Consider the following 15,584-nt stretch of genomic DNA (forward strand, 5'->3'; position numbering starts at 1 on the left):
CGCTTGCTTTGAGATTGCGGGAGTATTGCGTCCCTCTCGGACGACCCACTTTAGCCGATCGCGAATCAGCCACCATGAACCAGCACTTCCCACCCCCCAGCGTCGTGCCGAGCGAGCTTGCTCCGGGCTCAGGCCAGGAGAACGAGGCGTTTACGCTCATCTTCAACAATTCGCCCTACGGCAAGATCATCATAGGTGAGGACGGCCAGATCACCGCTGTCAACGATATGGCTGTGAGACTATTCGGCTATGACAAGGCCGAGCTGATCGGCACCAGCATCGACCAGCTTCTTCCCGCACGATACCGCGAACAGCACGTCCGCCAGCGCGGGAGCTTCAATGCGGCCCCGTCTGCTCGCGTCATGGGCCATGGCCGCGACCTCACCGGCCTTCGCAAGGATGGGGTCGAGTTCCCGCTCGAAATCGGCCTCACCCCGTTCGAGACCAGCGAGGGCCCCATGACCTGCGCGGCTATCGTCGACATCACCGAACGCCAGCGCACCGAGCGCCGCCTGCGCGAAGTCAACGCGCAGCTCGAAGAGTTCACCTATGTCGCCTCGCACGACCTGCGCTCTCCCATTCGCGGCATCTCCAATCTCATTGAGTTTATCCGCGAGGATTTCGAGGACGGCCAGCTCGACGGGGTCCTCAAGAACATCGACCGCATGGAAGCCCGCGTCCACTCGGTCGAGAAACTCATCGACGACCTGCTCACCTATGCCCGCGCCGGCAACCGCGCGGTGCAGCTTGAACCCACCACCCTTTCCGAAATCCTTTCCGACATCATCGCGATCGAGGACATCCCGGACGGCTTCGCGGTCAAGGTCGAGGCTTCGGACGAACCCTTCGACGCCGCGCGCACCCCGCTCACCACAGTGCTGCGCAACCTCATCTCCAACGCGATCAAGCACCATGACAGGGACAAAGGCACCGTCACCGTGACCGCCCAGATGCGTAAGCACGAATGCCAGATCGACATCGCCGACGACGGCCCCGGCATCCCCGAGAACGCGCGCGAGCGGGTGTTCCGTCTGTTCCAGACACTCAAGGCATCGGAGCGCGGCTCATCCGGCCTTGGCCTTGCCGTCGCCCAGAGGCTTGCGACCGGCCATGGCGGCGCGCTCGACCTCGTCCCTTCCATCACCGAGCGGGGCACCACCTTCCGCCTGACCTGGCCCCGTTTCACAAGGACCGACCTCAATGCCTGACACCGCTTTCCAGCCCGACCGCGCTCACATCCAGACGCGCGAGCCCAAGATCCTCATCATCGATGATGACGACATCTATTCCGAGCTGGTCGAGCGCGCCCTGCGCAAGGCCGCGCCCGATATCAGCGTCGTCGCCGCCGAGGACGGTCAGGAGGGCATCGAGGTGCTCACCGGACGCGCCGCCAATCCGTGCAGCAAGCCGCTGGTGATCCTGCTCGACATCAACATGCCGCGAATGAACGGCTTCGAGTTCCTTGAGGCCATCCGCGAGACGCCCGAACTGCGCAACCACGTCGTCTTCATGTTCACCACCTCCGAGGCCGAGGAAGACCGCGACCGCGCCTACGAATTTGGCGTCGCAGGCTACATCGCCAAGTCGCGCGTCGGTCCGCAGATGGCGGGCATGACCGAGCTCTTGAAGTCCTATGCCTCGACCGTGATCCTGCCGGGGTAGCGAGGCGCCCTTGTGGCGCGCCTTAGCGTCTTGCGTTCAGCCGGCCTCGATCCCGAGGTCGGCGGCGCAGCGCAGCAGGGCCCGCTGCGTTTCGGAGCGCGCGACGGTGCCATTGGCGATCGGCCTTTCGGTCCCCTGCGCGATGCGTTCGTCGAGGCAGGTGCACAGGCTCTCCGCCTGTTCGCGCGTGATCGAGGGGTTGTCTGTCTCTGTCCGGGTGACGCACTGGGCGAAGATCCGCCCCTCGGCCCCGCCCCCGTAATCGCGCGGATCGGCAAGGTCGCTGCACCCGGCAGCAAGCATCAGCACCCCCGCGCCAAGCGCCATGCAGACAGCCCGGCGAGGCGATAGAGCAAGGACGCGCGCGTCCGGGCGACAAGGGTTCGATTTGAAAGCCATCACCCGCCCTACATCATTGCAGGGATTATGATAGCGCCCATGGCAGCAAGAGCACCCGCCGAGCTTCGAGCCAGCCCGGGTCCGCACCACCCTCCCCAACCCCGCAGAAACCGGAGAAGTGGACCGCATGTTACACGGTCCTGGGGGTAAACTGGGTGGTGGTCGTTGGGCGGTGTGATAAGCCGTCTGAGCCGAAACACACGCCGAGCGGCACGCCAGCCTGATATTGCCGAAGAGCTGGAGCGACTTGAGGAACACAGCCTGTCGGTTGGCGGTGAGGACGGTGTGGTGATTTTGCGCGGAGGTGGCGGTGGTGTCTGTGAAGTGGAGGTGTTCGATGATTTGGGTGGGGACGTGCATTGTTCACCTTGTAGGAGAGGAAGGGAACCGGCTTATTTATACCCAAACGCGCGTGTAGGACAGGTCTCTAAATAGAAAAAGAGAAGATCCAACACCTTTCATTTCATTTCCTACAGTCGATCGCATTCAATAATTTTTTTAGTCATCCGCTCATGCTTGTAGCGAAGCCAGAGGAGTATTGTCGATGATTGCAGAATGGTATGAAATTCCCGCCGACCAAACTGAATGGGAGGAAAGTCTGCCCGTCGAGTTAGACCCCGAAGATGATCGCCAGTTTGTCGTCGTTTTCGAGGATGTGACCGCGGGTGAAACTGGAGAGGGTCCCGGGTTCGAGGCGCAAGCCACGATCTCCTTTGGCAAGAACGGAACCGAATTCTACAATTCAGTACCATTTGGCGATGCACCCGAATGGCGAGCGCAGTCCTTCGTTTATGAGGTTCAGCCTCATGCCGAAGCCGTCGGCGCGCGTGTCAGGAAAAAGCCAGGACGACTGATGCGCGTCTTCATCGGGCTGATAGAACGGGCGTTGCCGAGCGACGTTTGCGCACGCTGCATTGCGCTCGTCAAGCTTGCTCTTCGTTCAATCAAAGTCCTCTCGGGTGGCGTCGGCCCCGATGATGTGTTCGAAATGGCGGACAATCTGAATATCGGCATTCCCGAATGGCTTACAGACTTTCTCAACAAAGCCTTCGGCGAAGCGGGTATGTGGGATCAGATCAAGGCTGCTGCGCGGCGCATCGGTAGAGCGCTTCGCTGGATGGACCGCCTTGCGCAGGCAATATGCGAAGATCTGGACAAATGTCCATCCAAAGAAGCGGTTCCTTAGATCACCAGACCGGGACGCGATACTCGCCGAGGACGACAAACTCATTGCGAGCGCGCTGGGCGACGATCTTTGGATCGGTCGGAGGGCGCTTATCGATGTGCCCGGCACCGTAATGCCGCGGCCACTCGCGCTGATGATCGAGCGCATCGCGATGAGTGTGGCGGTACCGTGAAGGCGAGATGGGCGGAAGGTGCGAGGTCTTCGATTGGCTGGCGGCTATGATTTAGGATGTGAAATTACACATCCAAATGCATTCGAATTGATCTTCAGGAAGATCGACTCATTGTTAGTGATTCAGTCCGAATTGACCCAACGCGCTGATTACAACTCATTCAATCTCTTAAGAAATGGCGCGAGCGTATCGATCTTAATTTTTTCCAATTCTCTGCTATAAAGCTTCGCGATTTTTTCAAGATAGTCCGCCAGCTCGGTCGGCTTATTGAATGTTGAAGATCTAACCAAGAAGTCATCCAAGACCTCTTCGCCCTGACCAATTACAAATACTCGAAATGCATCGCCAGATGTAGAAGATTTTCTGTCAAAATGCACTTCAAATTTATCAAACTTGCCCTGCGCAGATTTTTCATCCTCCTTAAAGGTCCAAGAAATCTTGTCCTCGGAGTCCTTTTTAAATACCAAATCAAGAACGCGCCTGCGTGTTTCGTTGAGAGTATTCATTCCAATATATCCTGATTCGAAGATGAAACCTTTGCATCCAATTTACTTGCAAACTTTCGAACACGCATGATCAGTTCTTTTGCCTCATATTGAGTTTCGCTTTCAATGCAGTCCTCAATATCGGAGATTGCGATGATGAGCCCTTCTGAGGTTTGGGCAGCCTCTTCCTGTAACTGCTCCGCCGCTTGGGGTGAAACCGATATTCGATTAATCGATGTCTGCGCATCGAGTAGCGTACCAACTGCTTCATCCCACTGCTTATTATTCAATGCGCGTGCAGCATGTTGAAGAGACTTCGTAGCTATTAAACATTCGGACAGAAGGTCGTGTTTAGCCATCCTATTCTTCAGTGCACCAATCGCATTTGCCGCATTTTGCGTGGCCGTGGCAGTTCGCCTCAGTTGAACAATTGTGACCAGAAAGCCTAGAGCTGATGCCAGTGTCCCGGCGACGCTCAGAGAAAGGGCAAAGTCCATGCACAATGGCTAATGGCAACGTTATGGATTTGTAAAGGGAGCAACGTTACTGTTCCACATACAATACCGTTTATACAATACGCCAATCGGCATTTCATTTCGATTGAATTATCGCATCACTCCGCCGCTTCCTGCTGGCGCTTGAGCATCGGCGCGAGATAAGCCCCAGTAAACGACCGCTCCACCTGCGCCACATCCTCCGGCGTGCCCTCCGCCACGATCTCGCCGCCGCGCACGCCGCCGTCCGGGCCGAGGTCTACGATCCAGTCGGCGGTTTTGATAACGTCGAGGTTGTGCTCGATCACCACCACCGAATTGCCCTGCTCCACCAGCCGGTGCAGCACCTCCAACAACTTGCGCACGTCCTCGAAATGGAGGCCGGTGGTCGGCTCGTCCAGAATGTAGAGCGTCTGTCCGGTGGATCGCTTGGCAAGCTCCTTGGCGAGCTTCACGCGCTGCGCTTCGCCACCTGACAACGTCGTCGCCTGCTGGCCGACCTTGACGTAGCCAAGCCCAACCTCGTTCAGCATCCGCATCTTGTCGCGGATCGGGGGGACCGCCTTGAAGAACTCCTCCGCATCCTCGATCGTCATGTCGAGCACGTCGGCGATGGAATGCCCCTTGAACTTCACCTCCAGCGTCTCGCGATTGTAGCGCTTGCCGCCGCAGGTCTCGCAGGTGACGTAGACGTCGGGGAGGAAGTGCATCTCGATCTTGATGAGGCCGTCGCCGGTGCATTGCTCGCAGCGCCCGCCCTTGACGTTGAAGGAGAAGCGGCCCGGCTTGTACCCGCGCGCCTGGCTTTCCGGGAGGCCGGCGAACCAGTCGCGGATCTGGGTGAAGGCGCCGGTGTAGGTCGCCGGGTTGGAGCGCGGGGTGCGGCCGATGGGGGACTGGTCGATCTCGATGACCTTGTCGCAATATTCGAGGCCGGTGACCTTGTCGTGCTTGCCCGCGATGACGCGCGCGCCGTTCAATGTGCGCGCGGCGGAGGCGTAGAGCGTGTCGATGGTGAAGGACGACTTGCCCGACCCGCTGACCCCCGTGATGCAGGTGAAGGTGCCAAGCGGGATGGCGGCGGTCACGTCCTTCAGGTTGTTCGCCTTTGCCCCGTGGACGGTGAGCATGTGCCCGTTGCCCTTGCGCCGGGTCTGCGGGACCGCGATCTCGCGCCTGCCGGTGAGGTAATCGGCGGTGAGCGAGTTTTTCGCGCGCATGATCTGCTTGAGCGTGCCTTGCGCGACCACCTCGCCCCCGCGCACCCCTGCGCCCGGGCCAAGGTCGACGATATGGTCGGCGGTGCGAATGGCGTCCTCGTCATGCTCGACCACGATCACCGTATTGCCGAGATCGCGCAGCCGCTTGAGCGTTTCGAGCAGCCTATCGTTGTCGCGCTGGTGGAGGCCGATGGAGGGCTCGTCGAGGACGTAGAGCACGCCTGACAGGCCGCTGCCGATCTGAGAGGCGAGCCGGATGCGCTGGCTCTCCCCGCCTGAAAGCGTGCCGCTGGTGCGGTCGAGGTTGAGGTAGTCGAGCCCGACATTGTCGAGAAAGCCCAGCCGCTCGTTGATCTCTTTCAGGATCGGGCGGGCGATCTGGCTCTGCTGCTCGGTCAGGTGATTGTCGAGGTCGAGGAAGAACGCCTTGGCATCGGCGACGCTCATCTTGGTCGGCTCGGCAATGTCGGTCGGGCCGCCACCGTCTTTGCCGACGCCGCTCGGTATCTTCACCGCGAGCGCCTTTTCATTGAGGCGCTTGCCCCCGCAGGTCTCACACGGCTGGGCGGTCTGGAACTTGCCCAGCTCCTCCTGCATCCACGCGCTTTCGGTCTGCATCAAGCGGCGGTTGAGATTGCCGATGACGCCTTCGAACGCCTTGTTGACGGTGTACTGCTTGCGCCCGTCCTTGAAGGTGAGCGCAACCGGCATGCCGCCCGTGCCGTGAAGGATGATCATGCGCTGGTCAGGCTCAAGGTCCTTCCACGGCGTCGTAATCGTGAAATCATACGCCTTTGCAAGGCTGGTGAGCACCTGCATATAATAGGGCGAAGGCGGGTTTGACTTGGCCCACGGCGCGATGGCGCCCTGTTTGAGAGTCAGTTCCTCGTTAGGGACCACCAGCTGCTCGTCGAACAGCTGCTTCTCGCCGATCCCGTCGCAGGTCGGGCACGCGCCCTGGGGGGAGTTGAACGAGAACAGGCGCGGTTCGATTTCCTCGATGGTGAAGCCGCTGACCGGGCATGCGAACTTTTCGCTGAACACAATGCGGTTGGCAGCGAGCCCCGCGCCCTTCATCGCGCCGCCCTGATCCGCCTCATCCTCGCGCCCGGGCACAACGCCATCGGCGAGGTCAACATAGGCGAGGCCGTCCGCAAGCTTCAGCGCTGTTTCGAACGAGTCCGCCAGCCGCGTCTCCAGCCCTTCCTTCACCGCGAGCCGGTCGACCACCACTTCGATGTCGTGTTTGAACTTCTTGTCGAGCGCAGGCGCTTCCTCGATCGGGTAAAGCTCCCCGTCGATCCGCACGCGGGTGAAGCCGGCCTTCTGCCATTCGGCGAGCTCCTTGCGGTACTCACCCTTGCGCCCGCGAACCACCGGCGCGAGCAGATAGAGCCGCGTGCCCTCGGGCAGGTCCATGACCCGGTCCACCATCTGCGACACGCTCTGCGCAGTGATCGGCTTTCCGGTCGCAGGCGAATACGGCACGCCCACCCTCGCCCAAAGCAGCCGCATGTAATCGTAAATCTCGGTCACGGTTGCCACGGTCGAGCGCGGGTTGCGGCTGGTCGTCTTCTGCTCGATCGAGATTGCAGGAGAGAGCCCGTCAATATGCTCGACATCGGGCTTCTGCATCATCTCGAGGAACTGGCGCGCATAGGCCGAAAGGCTCTCGACATAACGCCGCTGCCCTTCGGCATAGATCGTGTCGAAGGCTAGGCTCGACTTGCCCGAGCCCGACAGCCCCGTCACCACGATCAGGCTATCGCGCGGCAGGTCGATATCGACGCCTTTGAGGTTGTGCTCACGGGCACCACGGACGCTTATTTTTGTCAGCATGTGGCAGCCCAATGCTTCTGAATTTTCGTAAGGCTCATAAGGGGCGTTTGTTCCGCAAATGTTCGCTGATGTAAAGGGGCGCGCAGAGGGCTGCGCCCGCTTGGGTGTGAGGTGGCGACGAGGCTTACCGATTACAACGCCCGAGGCGCGACTTGGTGCCGCCTTGCAACATCGGCAACAGTCATCGACAGGTTGAGGCTCAGCGGCGGCGATCCGAGGCTTTCGGGTACAGCTTTTTGCGGCAATCGCGCTAGGATGGAGGCTGGTGGAAAAACAACAGTTTGAACGTGTCTTGTTCTGAAGGAATCCACCATGCGCCCCGCCACTGCCCTCCCCGCCCCTCTGGCCGCAATCGCCGCTCTCATGATGGCCGCGCTGGCCGCAAGCGCGCCTGCCCCCGCTCTCGCCTGCTCCGACCCGGATGATTGCAAGGGCCTCTCCCGCGAGGAACTGGCCCGTGACCGCGCCGAAATCCGCCGCCTCAATCGCGAGCAGCTACGTTATGTCGAGCGCCGCGATGCAGAATATGCGCGCGGCTGGGAAGCCTATGACCGCCACGCCTACGACATGGCCGATTATGAGCGCGAGCGCGCCGAATACGAACGCCGCATGCGCGAATGGCGCGATGCGGTGCGACGGTGCCGGGACGGGGATTGGCGGTATTGTGGGGGGTAATCGTGCGCCGCTAAAGGCTGAGCGCCTTGAAGAACGCCTCGACCAGCTCTCTCGCTGACAGCATCGCCTGAACCGCTGCGGGCGAATCCGCGATCGTGGCCATGGCACCCAGCGCGTTTATGACCGCAAAGCCGATCCCGCCGACGTACATGAGGTAGCGCCGCTTGCTGCCCTGCTCCCTCGTGTCGGCGTCGGGGGCGCTCGCGGCATGGGCGACGTCCCGCCCTTCCTCGATCACGTCGTCGATCAGCGTATCGAGCGCTTTCGTGGTGTGCCCCGCTTCGCGAAGCGGTTCATGCATGGCGCGCAGTTTTTGCGTGATATCGCGCACGGCCTCCTGATCGGCGTCCTGGACCGGAACCTGCGACAATGCGCGCTTTTCGAGATCGAGGCTGGGCAGAGCAGACATGCAATGGTTGTGCGCACCGACCAGTTCTTCGAGCGTTTCGCGTTGTCCGTCTGCAAACTCCGCGCTCGACATGGTCGAGAGCCCGCCGGTCACGATGTTCACCAGTCGGTTGAGCCCGCCCCACGCCGATTTCGCGCCGTGGGTGCGGACCTCCTCGTCATAGCGTTCGAGCGCGCGCTGCATGCTGCCGGGCAGATTGTGTTGGGATGCGAAGATGATATCGAGCACCAACAAGAGTTCACGCACAGCCTTGTCCAGCGCGCTTTCGCGCACGGGCACGTCGATCAGGGGATTGGGCCGGGTGTCAAGCTTTCCATCATCGCTAGGCGCGATCTGCGGGCTGAGCAGGCGTTCAACCGAATCCGCCACGCTCTTTCGCGTCGCGGTTGGAGGCTCCCACTCGATCCACTCGCGAATGGCCTCCTCGCGCTCGGCACTTGGGTATCGGGTCAGGTCGCGGTGATTGACCGTCTGCATGAGCGGCTTGAGATCGCCCCGGTCGAGTTTGAAACCGACAATGCGCCGCTCAACCGAGGACGGGTCGCGATGATAGTAGTAATTCCACTCAGCATTGCAGTGATCGGAGGCAACGTAACTGCTGGAATAAAGCGGGATGAGCCGGTCGGCGCGGTCCATCGCGTCATTCATTGCGTTGACGAAATTGGCCTGCGGAAAGTCGCGATACTGGACGATGTAGGACTTGCCGATCTGGTCCAGGACCGCCGCAACCTCGCGCGCTGCGGCTTCGTCGGGGGAGGCGTAGGAGACGAAGAAGTCGACGCGCGGCTTGTCGTCGGGTTTTGGTGTGCGGAGGGAGTCGACGAATTCCTTGATGTCCGCGTTGACTTCGGCTGGTTCTCGGGACCACCATTCGTCGTCCTGCTCCACGATCCAGCGGTAGAATGCATCGTCGGCAGCGGCATCAAATCTGGCGAAAGCGTGGGGTAGGCCTTCAAGGCGACCATAGTACCATTCGCGCCAGATTTCGAAGCCGTCCTCTGGCCGGGAAAGCCAACGTGATGCGTTTGTCCAGTTTCTTTCCAGCCAATCTGGTCGTTCCTGCCAAACAGGTTCTGCCTTGACTTGTGCGACCTCCAGCCCAGAATCGAGCATTGCAAAGTCTGACCAGTGTTGTTTCCAAGCTTTGAGGTTCTCGCCATCGAAGTGCTCTGCAACAACTGATCCGTGCCACACGGATTGGGCTGACGAAACTCTAGGGCTAGTCGCCATCGTTGCCTCAAGCGCGCGAACAGCGGACAAATTAACGGCCTTCACAACTCCGCGAGCAATTGATCTTCTATCGATGGAAATACTGTCACGAGCAGAAGGCAAACTGATCCACGTCCTCGTATCTTCATCATAACCGAAGCATAGCGATAAGGCCCGAAAAAGCGCCAAAGTATTCCGCTTGTCTGTATGAGAGAAGGCCCAATTGTCGCGATTTATTGCAACGGGCAAGACACGCAGAGCCGCTCGAAGTGCGATCACCTGCGCCCATTCACGCGGCTTGTCCTCTAGCCACGCCGCAAGCTCCTCCCTCGATGTGATCTCCACAGCCATGCCCTCTCTATCCTGCGGTGGCTCTTCCAAAGCAAGCTTCTGCTCCCCCCATCCCGTGCCTCACGCGCGCTGAACCGTGGATCGAAGCGGCAATTCCGTTTGTAGGTTAGGTGAACGCACTCGCGGCCCGGATCTCAACAGGCGCTGACCATTGGCGCCGGGGTCCGCACAGACATATTCTTGAAGGACATGCGGCATGCTGCTCGGCACGCAGCATTCGCTCGCACTAATTTCGCTGCATCTCATGCGCGCCCGGTCCTTCATTCGAAAGGACAGCCTTATCTTTAGCTCGACACGCAATCCTCTCCTCGCCTCTGGCCCTTACAACCGCACACCTGCCTTTTCGATCAACGCCGCGTCGGGCGGCGACAAGGGGTCGCGGCTGACTTCGCCTGACAGGCCGCCGGTCACGCAGGCTGCGGACATTTCGACCGTCAGAAAGGCAGCCCGGCGCAATTTTGCCAAGTCCTTTCGCAAGCGGTGGAACGACCGGCGCGAGCGCAGCAGGGCGCGGCGCTTCAGCACATTCACACCGCTTCAGAACGCGCGCGTTCGTGGCAAGCGCCGCAAGCGTACCGCGTTCGCGCTGGGCGTCAGCGCGCTGGGGCTATCGGGCACGTCTAACCTTGCCTTTTCCGCCGATCCAATTGCTGCGGGAAACATGCTGGGCGAATTCGGGCACGCGAACGAATTTGAACTCGTCGATCCATCCGAACGCCGCGATGCGAGGAAACTGAGCGTCAGCGACCGTTTGATCGAAGCGATGATCGAGGAAGAGGGCGTGCGATATGACGTCTACCGCGACGTTGCGGGCTATCCCACGGTCGGCGTCGGCCACCTCGTCCTGCCCAAGGACAAGCTCAAGGTTGGCGACATGATCTCGCATGAACGCGCGATCACGCTGCTTGAACAGGATCTGGGCAAGGCGGAGAAAGGCGTGCGCAAACTGGTCGGCGACCTGCCAGTGAACCAGAACGAATTCGACGCGCTGGTCGACCTTGTGTTCAATGTCGGCATCGGGACGGTCGGCCCCGACAAAAGTCCCAAACTCAACGCTGCGATCGAAGCGGGCGATTACGACAAGATCGCCGAGGAGCTGGCATATCACCACGCGGCAAGCCGGGTTGCCAAGGGCCTCGTCTATCGCAGTGAACGGCGCACCAACATATTCCTCAACGCCGACTATTCAGACCCGCGCGAAGCGTAGCGGCTAGGTTTCGAGGGCGAGGACTTCGCGCCTCTCGCGATCGAGATTTGCGCGGATCGGGTCGAGGACTTCGCGAACCTCGGGAAGCTTTCGGACCTCGTCCAGTATCGGATTTCCCGACACCAACCCTACCGACAGGGCATCGATGTGACCCATCATGTAGGGCCACCCATATTCAGGCAGCTTTCGGACTGCGGCGATGGCTCTCTGATTGTCCTTTTTGACCGCCGCCAGATGCAGGTCCCAGATCACGGGCATCAACCAATCAGTATCTGCCGCCTTCCACCTTGCGAGCCAGTCTTCCGCGTCGCGCAAATGCTCCTGCGCCTCGCTTTCACGGCCCGCATTGCGCAACGCCAGGGCAATGAAGGGAGAGAGCGCCGGAACAATCTCATCAGACTGGCCGATGTCCTCGCCCAGCTTAGTAAACGCGCGGTGGTTCGCGAACTCTTCATCATAGAGTTCCAGCAGCTCATCTTCGCGCCCGAGCGAGAAGAACAGCGGCAATGCAGGGATCAGGAAAGTCGGTGAGCGCCAGAAACGTTCGGCATCCATTCCCTCTGCTTCCATCTGGGCACGTGTCGGCAATTGGCCCAGAAGAACGCTCTTCAAAAGCGCGGGCGGAGATTCCCGCGCTGCGATTTCTTCGTCGACCGGGGGAAGACCCAGAATTATTCGCATGATCCTCTTTTGCAGAGTCGCACCATAGCGACGTTCAGCAGCGGTCTGGGTTGATGCTGCTCTGTTCGACAGCACCACGAACTGCGAAAAATCGCCCTTCATTCGCGCTGTACGCGCGTCGGACAGGAGTTGCTGCGACGGCGAAACGGCTGCCGAGCGGATTGTCCGCTCAATCTCGTAAGCCTTGTCCATGTCCCCGAATTCGGCGGCAAGGTCGGCCGCACGCCAGCTTGCGGGCCACAGCGGATCGAGCTGGGCCATGCGGGTGGCAGCTTCCAATGGATCTTGCGCCTTGAGCAGGAAATCGCGCCTCGTGATGCTAAGCCAGAACCAGGCTTCGGAATCACCGGGATCAACCTCTACGGCGCGGTTTAGCAGGGCCAGCCGTTTATCCGGATCATCGTCAAGCATCCCTGCGACCTTGAGCGCGTCGAGCGCATCCGGGTCGAGCGAAAGCGCGTGGCGAGCGATCTCAAGCGCCTTCTTGCGTGAAGCCTCCAAGTCGCTGCGCTCGCTCCAGGGATAGAGGTAATTCGCCTTGGCCAACCCGGCCCAGCCATCGGCAAAATCCGGACTGCCCTGCGTGACCTGTTCGAGGATCGAGTGAGCCGCGATGCGCTCCTGCATGCCCCGGCTCTTTATGAGGCCCAGAGCCGTGAGATAGAGACTGAAGTCGCTCGCCGATACATCGCTTTCGGGCATCCGACCCGAGACCGGGCGACCGAGCGAGGAGGATATCGCGCGCGCAGTGCGGATGGGCAGGTATTGAGCCGATTCAGGCGCGCTGGTGAAATCCTCCTGAAACGTGGTCTGCTTGTTCGCGGCGTCAATCAGGCGAGCGGAAAGCGAGACGCGCTCTGCCCCGACCTTGAGCGAGCCCATCCATGCGAAATCGGCACCAAGCCGGCGGCAAATCTCGGCGGCGCTTAATCCCTCTTCGAACAATTGACGCGCGGTTTCGCTGCTTGTGACTTCCATCTTGCCGACGCGCGCCAATTGGGTGCGCAACTCCGCTTCGAAGCCCTTGGCATAGAGAGGGTCGACTTCCTCGCCGACTGTCATCGGCAGCATTGCGATGCGCAGCGGGCGTACTGGCGCCTCCGGTGCGCTCGGCCACAGTGCAAAGCTTGCAGCGACCACCGCCAGCATAATCGCAGCGGCAGCCGCGAGTTTCTTCCAGCCGAAAGAATTGAGCCGGGACGGATGCTCAATCGCGGGATCGGGCCTTGCATCCTCTTGCGGCGTCTCCACCGCGTCTGCGCCGGAAACCATCAGCCGATAGCCGACCTTGGGCACGTTCTCGACAATGACCGCATCGCCCGCGACATTCTTGAAGCCGGAGCGCAGCAGGGAGATCACCCGGTTGATCGAGGTGTCGCCGACAACGCGCCCTTCCCAGCACCGTTCGATCAGATCATCGCGGGACAGGATGCCGCCCTGCGGCGTCGCAAGCGCGACCAGCACCTGCATCACCTTGGGCTCGAGCATCAATTCACCGTCGGGACCCCATATCTTTCGCAGGCTCGGCTGCACGCGCACCGGGCCCAGCGCGAAGTCAGGCTCATGCGCAAGGTCGATACGGCGCGCACGCATGTCGAGCTCTTCATCGCTTGTATCAAGTGGCTTGTTCACGCGCTTAGCGCTCCCCCCGACGTCCTGACCGAAGTGATTCCCGATCCGTCAGCCCGATTCATGCATTATCCTGCGCCAATGTCACCGTCTGAGCTGCGAAATAAGCTTTTCATAAGCGCAAAATCACTGGAATTTCAGCGTTTCTGCGCAGCGCCATAAGCGCGCACCCTTCATTCTCCATCTCGTTCAGCAGGCACATCGCATCGATGAAAAACGCCTCAGTCGAACGGCACATGACACGCCGCATCGCTCGAAAGCGCCTCCACTAACGGGAGGGGGACCGGGAGGCGGCAGGACTTAACGAAGGAGAACAGACATGAATACCCTTATGAAGATCGCCGCCGCCACCATCGCATTGGCCGCCACCCCGGCCCTTGCTGCTCAAGCCCTGACCGACGGCAAGACCGCCAGCGTGAGCTACGCAGACCTCGATCTGTCGGGCAAGGCCGGACAGGACATCTTCGACCGCCGCATCGAAAGCGCGATCGAACAGGTCTGCGGCCGTATCCAGAACCGCCCGAGCCTCGATGCAAACGTGCGCGATTGCCAGCGCGAAACGATGGAAGCGGCAAAACCGTCGCGTGACCTTGCCATCGCCAACTTCTCGGCCACCCGTCTCGCAGGCAGCGAGGCACGCGTGATCCGCTTTGCCGTGCGGTAACCGCACATAAATGTTCCGGGTGAGCCCTCTTCAGCAAAGTGCTCACCCACCCTATGGTGCCGGGCGTCTCAATTCCCTTTGGAGCCCGGCACCATTTTTCGTGTCCGCTAGAAAAGGGTTTGTCTGATCGGGACCGTGATGCCCGCCTGATCCGCGATCATCGCGATCCATTCTTCGAGCTTCGCGATTTCATCCTCTACCACGGCGCTGCTTGTGGCCTTTGCATCGCGGGCGGATTTGGTCGCGTAGTCCTCGCCGGTTTTGGCATCGCTGGTAAAGACAGGGCCGCTTGCGATAGCAGCGGCTTGGTCCGGGCTGATCGCCACCCCCGTAAACCGTCCGATGGCTTCGAGCGTCTTCGCAGGCTCATCGCCGAACCTGTCGCCATCGAGCACCCTTATCCGCTCGCCAAAGCGGCTCTCCATCCCGGCCATGAAACGCTGGCCCAGAAACCATGCGAGCGCGCCTGCCTGAAGGTCGGTCATGGCAAATTGCTCGCGCTCGTCCATGCCAAGGTCCATCCCGGCATATCCCATCATCTCGAGATAGAGCTGACGCGCCCAGCGGCGGCCCAGCATTCCCTTTCGCACTACGGCAGCCAGAAAGGAGGGGAGCGGATTTGTCATTATTACCGCTTTTGCATCGGGCACCGCTTCCATCAGGGCAGGCGCGATGGCGTTGGCGTGGTTGGTAGGCTTGACGAACACTGCCTCCCCCTCACCCCAGTTGCGGGCGAGCAGCGCCATGATCGGCCTGATCGCACCGCTTGCCCGCGGCCCTGCATTGACGAGGCTCGCGATGATGCCCGGTTCGCTGAGACCCGCAGACATACCCGGTCGCTCAAGCGCCCTTGCGAGCAGGGTCGAGCGGCAAAAAGCGGTGTGGAAGATGAAGTGAAGCGGAGCCTGCGGGATGTCGGCCTGTGCGATTTCGGACAGCGGCACGCTCGCAATCTCGCGCCCGTCCTCGCCGCCCGCATCTGCCAGAAAGCGCGAAGCGGCGAGCCGTTCACGGTCCAGCCTGATGAAGACGACAGTCCCCGCTGCCGGATCGAGTGCGTGCGGGAGCCAGCGGGAATCGGTGAGAATCTGGTCGGAAGTGGCCATTAAAAAGGCTTAGTCGGGCAGGTAATCTGGTTCCAGCGAAACTCTTTTTTTCGCTCCAAACCCGCAGAAATCAGGGAATTTCGCGGGGGTACAGAAAATATGAAGTCGCCAAAATGGCGGGAATTGTTGATGAAATGATCCTCTTTGTAGGTCTTTGCACTTCCGCCCTTCGGGTCGCACCTTGGGTTTAAAGATT

The 15,584-nt window shown here is 60.4% G+C and carries 13 protein-coding genes; 6 read left to right on the top strand and 7 right to left on the bottom strand.

Translation table 11 applies throughout. The features are described from left to right. Positions 1-74 precede the first annotated feature (74 nt). A complete protein-coding gene (locus CD351_RS11760) occupies positions 75-1,208 on the top strand; it encodes a PAS domain-containing sensor histidine kinase (protein ID WP_111992815.1) in 1,134 nt (377 codons plus the stop codon). Beyond that, positions 1,201-1,662: a response regulator gene (locus CD351_RS11765; RefSeq protein ID WP_111992816.1), complete on the top strand. Its 462-nt coding sequence runs from the start codon at positions 1,201-1,203 to the stop codon at positions 1,660-1,662. Before CD351_RS11760 ends, CD351_RS11765 begins: the two co-directional genes overlap by 8 nt. Positions 1,663-1,698: 36 nt before the next feature. Here CD351_RS11765 and CD351_RS11770 read toward each other — a convergent pair whose 3' ends face one another. Continuing rightward, positions 1,699-2,061 carry a hypothetical protein gene (locus tag CD351_RS11770; protein WP_162627706.1) on the bottom strand — a complete coding sequence of 121 codons (363 nt, stop codon included), beginning with the start codon at positions 2,059-2,061 and terminating at the stop codon, positions 1,699-1,701. A gap of 544 nt (positions 2,062-2,605) precedes the next feature. Between CD351_RS11770 and CD351_RS11775 the strand changes: the two genes are divergently transcribed. Continuing rightward, positions 2,606-3,247 carry a hypothetical protein gene (locus CD351_RS11775; RefSeq protein WP_111992818.1) on the top strand — a complete coding sequence of 214 codons (642 nt, stop codon included), beginning with the start codon at positions 2,606-2,608 and terminating at the stop codon, positions 3,245-3,247. Between the two features lie 321 nt (positions 3,248-3,568). Here the strand turns inward: CD351_RS11775 and CD351_RS11780 are convergent, their stop codons facing one another. From CD351_RS11780 to uvrA, 3 genes are all read right to left on the bottom strand, one after another. Further along, a complete protein-coding gene (locus tag CD351_RS11780) occupies positions 3,569-3,925 on the bottom strand; it encodes a hypothetical protein (RefSeq protein WP_111992819.1) in 357 nt (118 codons plus the stop codon). Beyond that, positions 3,922-4,401: a hypothetical protein gene (locus CD351_RS11785; RefSeq protein WP_111992820.1), complete on the bottom strand. Its 480-nt coding sequence runs from the start codon at positions 4,399-4,401 to the stop codon at positions 3,922-3,924. The genes CD351_RS11780 and CD351_RS11785 overlap by 4 nt, the downstream gene beginning before the upstream one ends. Before the next feature lie 116 nt (positions 4,402-4,517). Beyond that, on the bottom strand, positions 4,518-7,457 hold the full coding sequence (uvrA, locus tag CD351_RS11790; protein ID WP_111992821.1) for an excinuclease ABC subunit UvrA: 2,940 nt from the start codon (positions 7,455-7,457) through the stop codon (positions 4,518-4,520). Positions 7,458-7,769: 312 nt separating this feature from the next. Between uvrA and CD351_RS11795 the strand changes: the two genes are divergently transcribed. Next, the gene (locus CD351_RS11795) at positions 7,770-8,132 is read left to right on the top strand and encodes a hypothetical protein (protein WP_234027120.1); all 363 of its coding nucleotides are present in this window, start codon (positions 7,770-7,772) and stop codon (positions 8,130-8,132) included. A gap of 10 nt (positions 8,133-8,142) precedes the next feature. Here CD351_RS11795 and CD351_RS11800 read toward each other — a convergent pair whose 3' ends face one another. Further along, on the bottom strand, positions 8,143-9,654 hold the full coding sequence (locus tag CD351_RS11800) for a toll/interleukin-1 receptor domain-containing protein (protein ID WP_162627707.1): 1,512 nt from the start codon (positions 9,652-9,654) through the stop codon (positions 8,143-8,145). A 643-nt stretch (positions 9,655-10,297) separates the two neighbouring features. On the opposite strand from CD351_RS11800, the gene CD351_RS15960 reads away from it, so the two are divergent. Next, positions 10,298-11,308, top strand: a complete 1,011-nt coding sequence (locus tag CD351_RS15960) for a lysozyme (protein ID WP_234027121.1) — start codon at positions 10,298-10,300, stop codon at positions 11,306-11,308. Positions 11,309-11,311: 3 nt separating this feature from the next. On the opposite strand, the gene CD351_RS11810 is transcribed toward CD351_RS15960, so the two are convergent. Continuing rightward, on the bottom strand, positions 11,312-13,621 hold the full coding sequence (locus CD351_RS11810) for a winged helix-turn-helix domain-containing protein (protein WP_111992823.1): 2,310 nt from the start codon (positions 13,619-13,621) through the stop codon (positions 11,312-11,314). A 316-nt stretch (positions 13,622-13,937) separates the two neighbouring features. Here CD351_RS11810 and CD351_RS11815 point away from each other — a divergent pair, with 316 nt between their 5' ends. After that, positions 13,938-14,282, top strand: coding sequence for a UrcA family protein (locus CD351_RS11815; protein ID WP_111992824.1), 345 nt, complete (start codon positions 13,938-13,940; stop codon positions 14,280-14,282). Positions 14,283-14,389: 107 nt separating this feature from the next. On the opposite strand, the gene CD351_RS11820 is transcribed toward CD351_RS11815, so the two are convergent. Then, entirely contained in the window at positions 14,390-15,388 is a 999-nt protein-coding gene (locus CD351_RS11820) for a hypothetical protein (protein WP_111992825.1), read from the bottom strand. Between the last annotated feature and the right edge of the window lie 196 nt (positions 15,389-15,584).

Source organism: Erythrobacter sp. KY5 (genome assembly GCF_003264115.1).
Lineage (GTDB): Bacteria > Pseudomonadota > Alphaproteobacteria > Sphingomonadales > Sphingomonadaceae > Erythrobacter.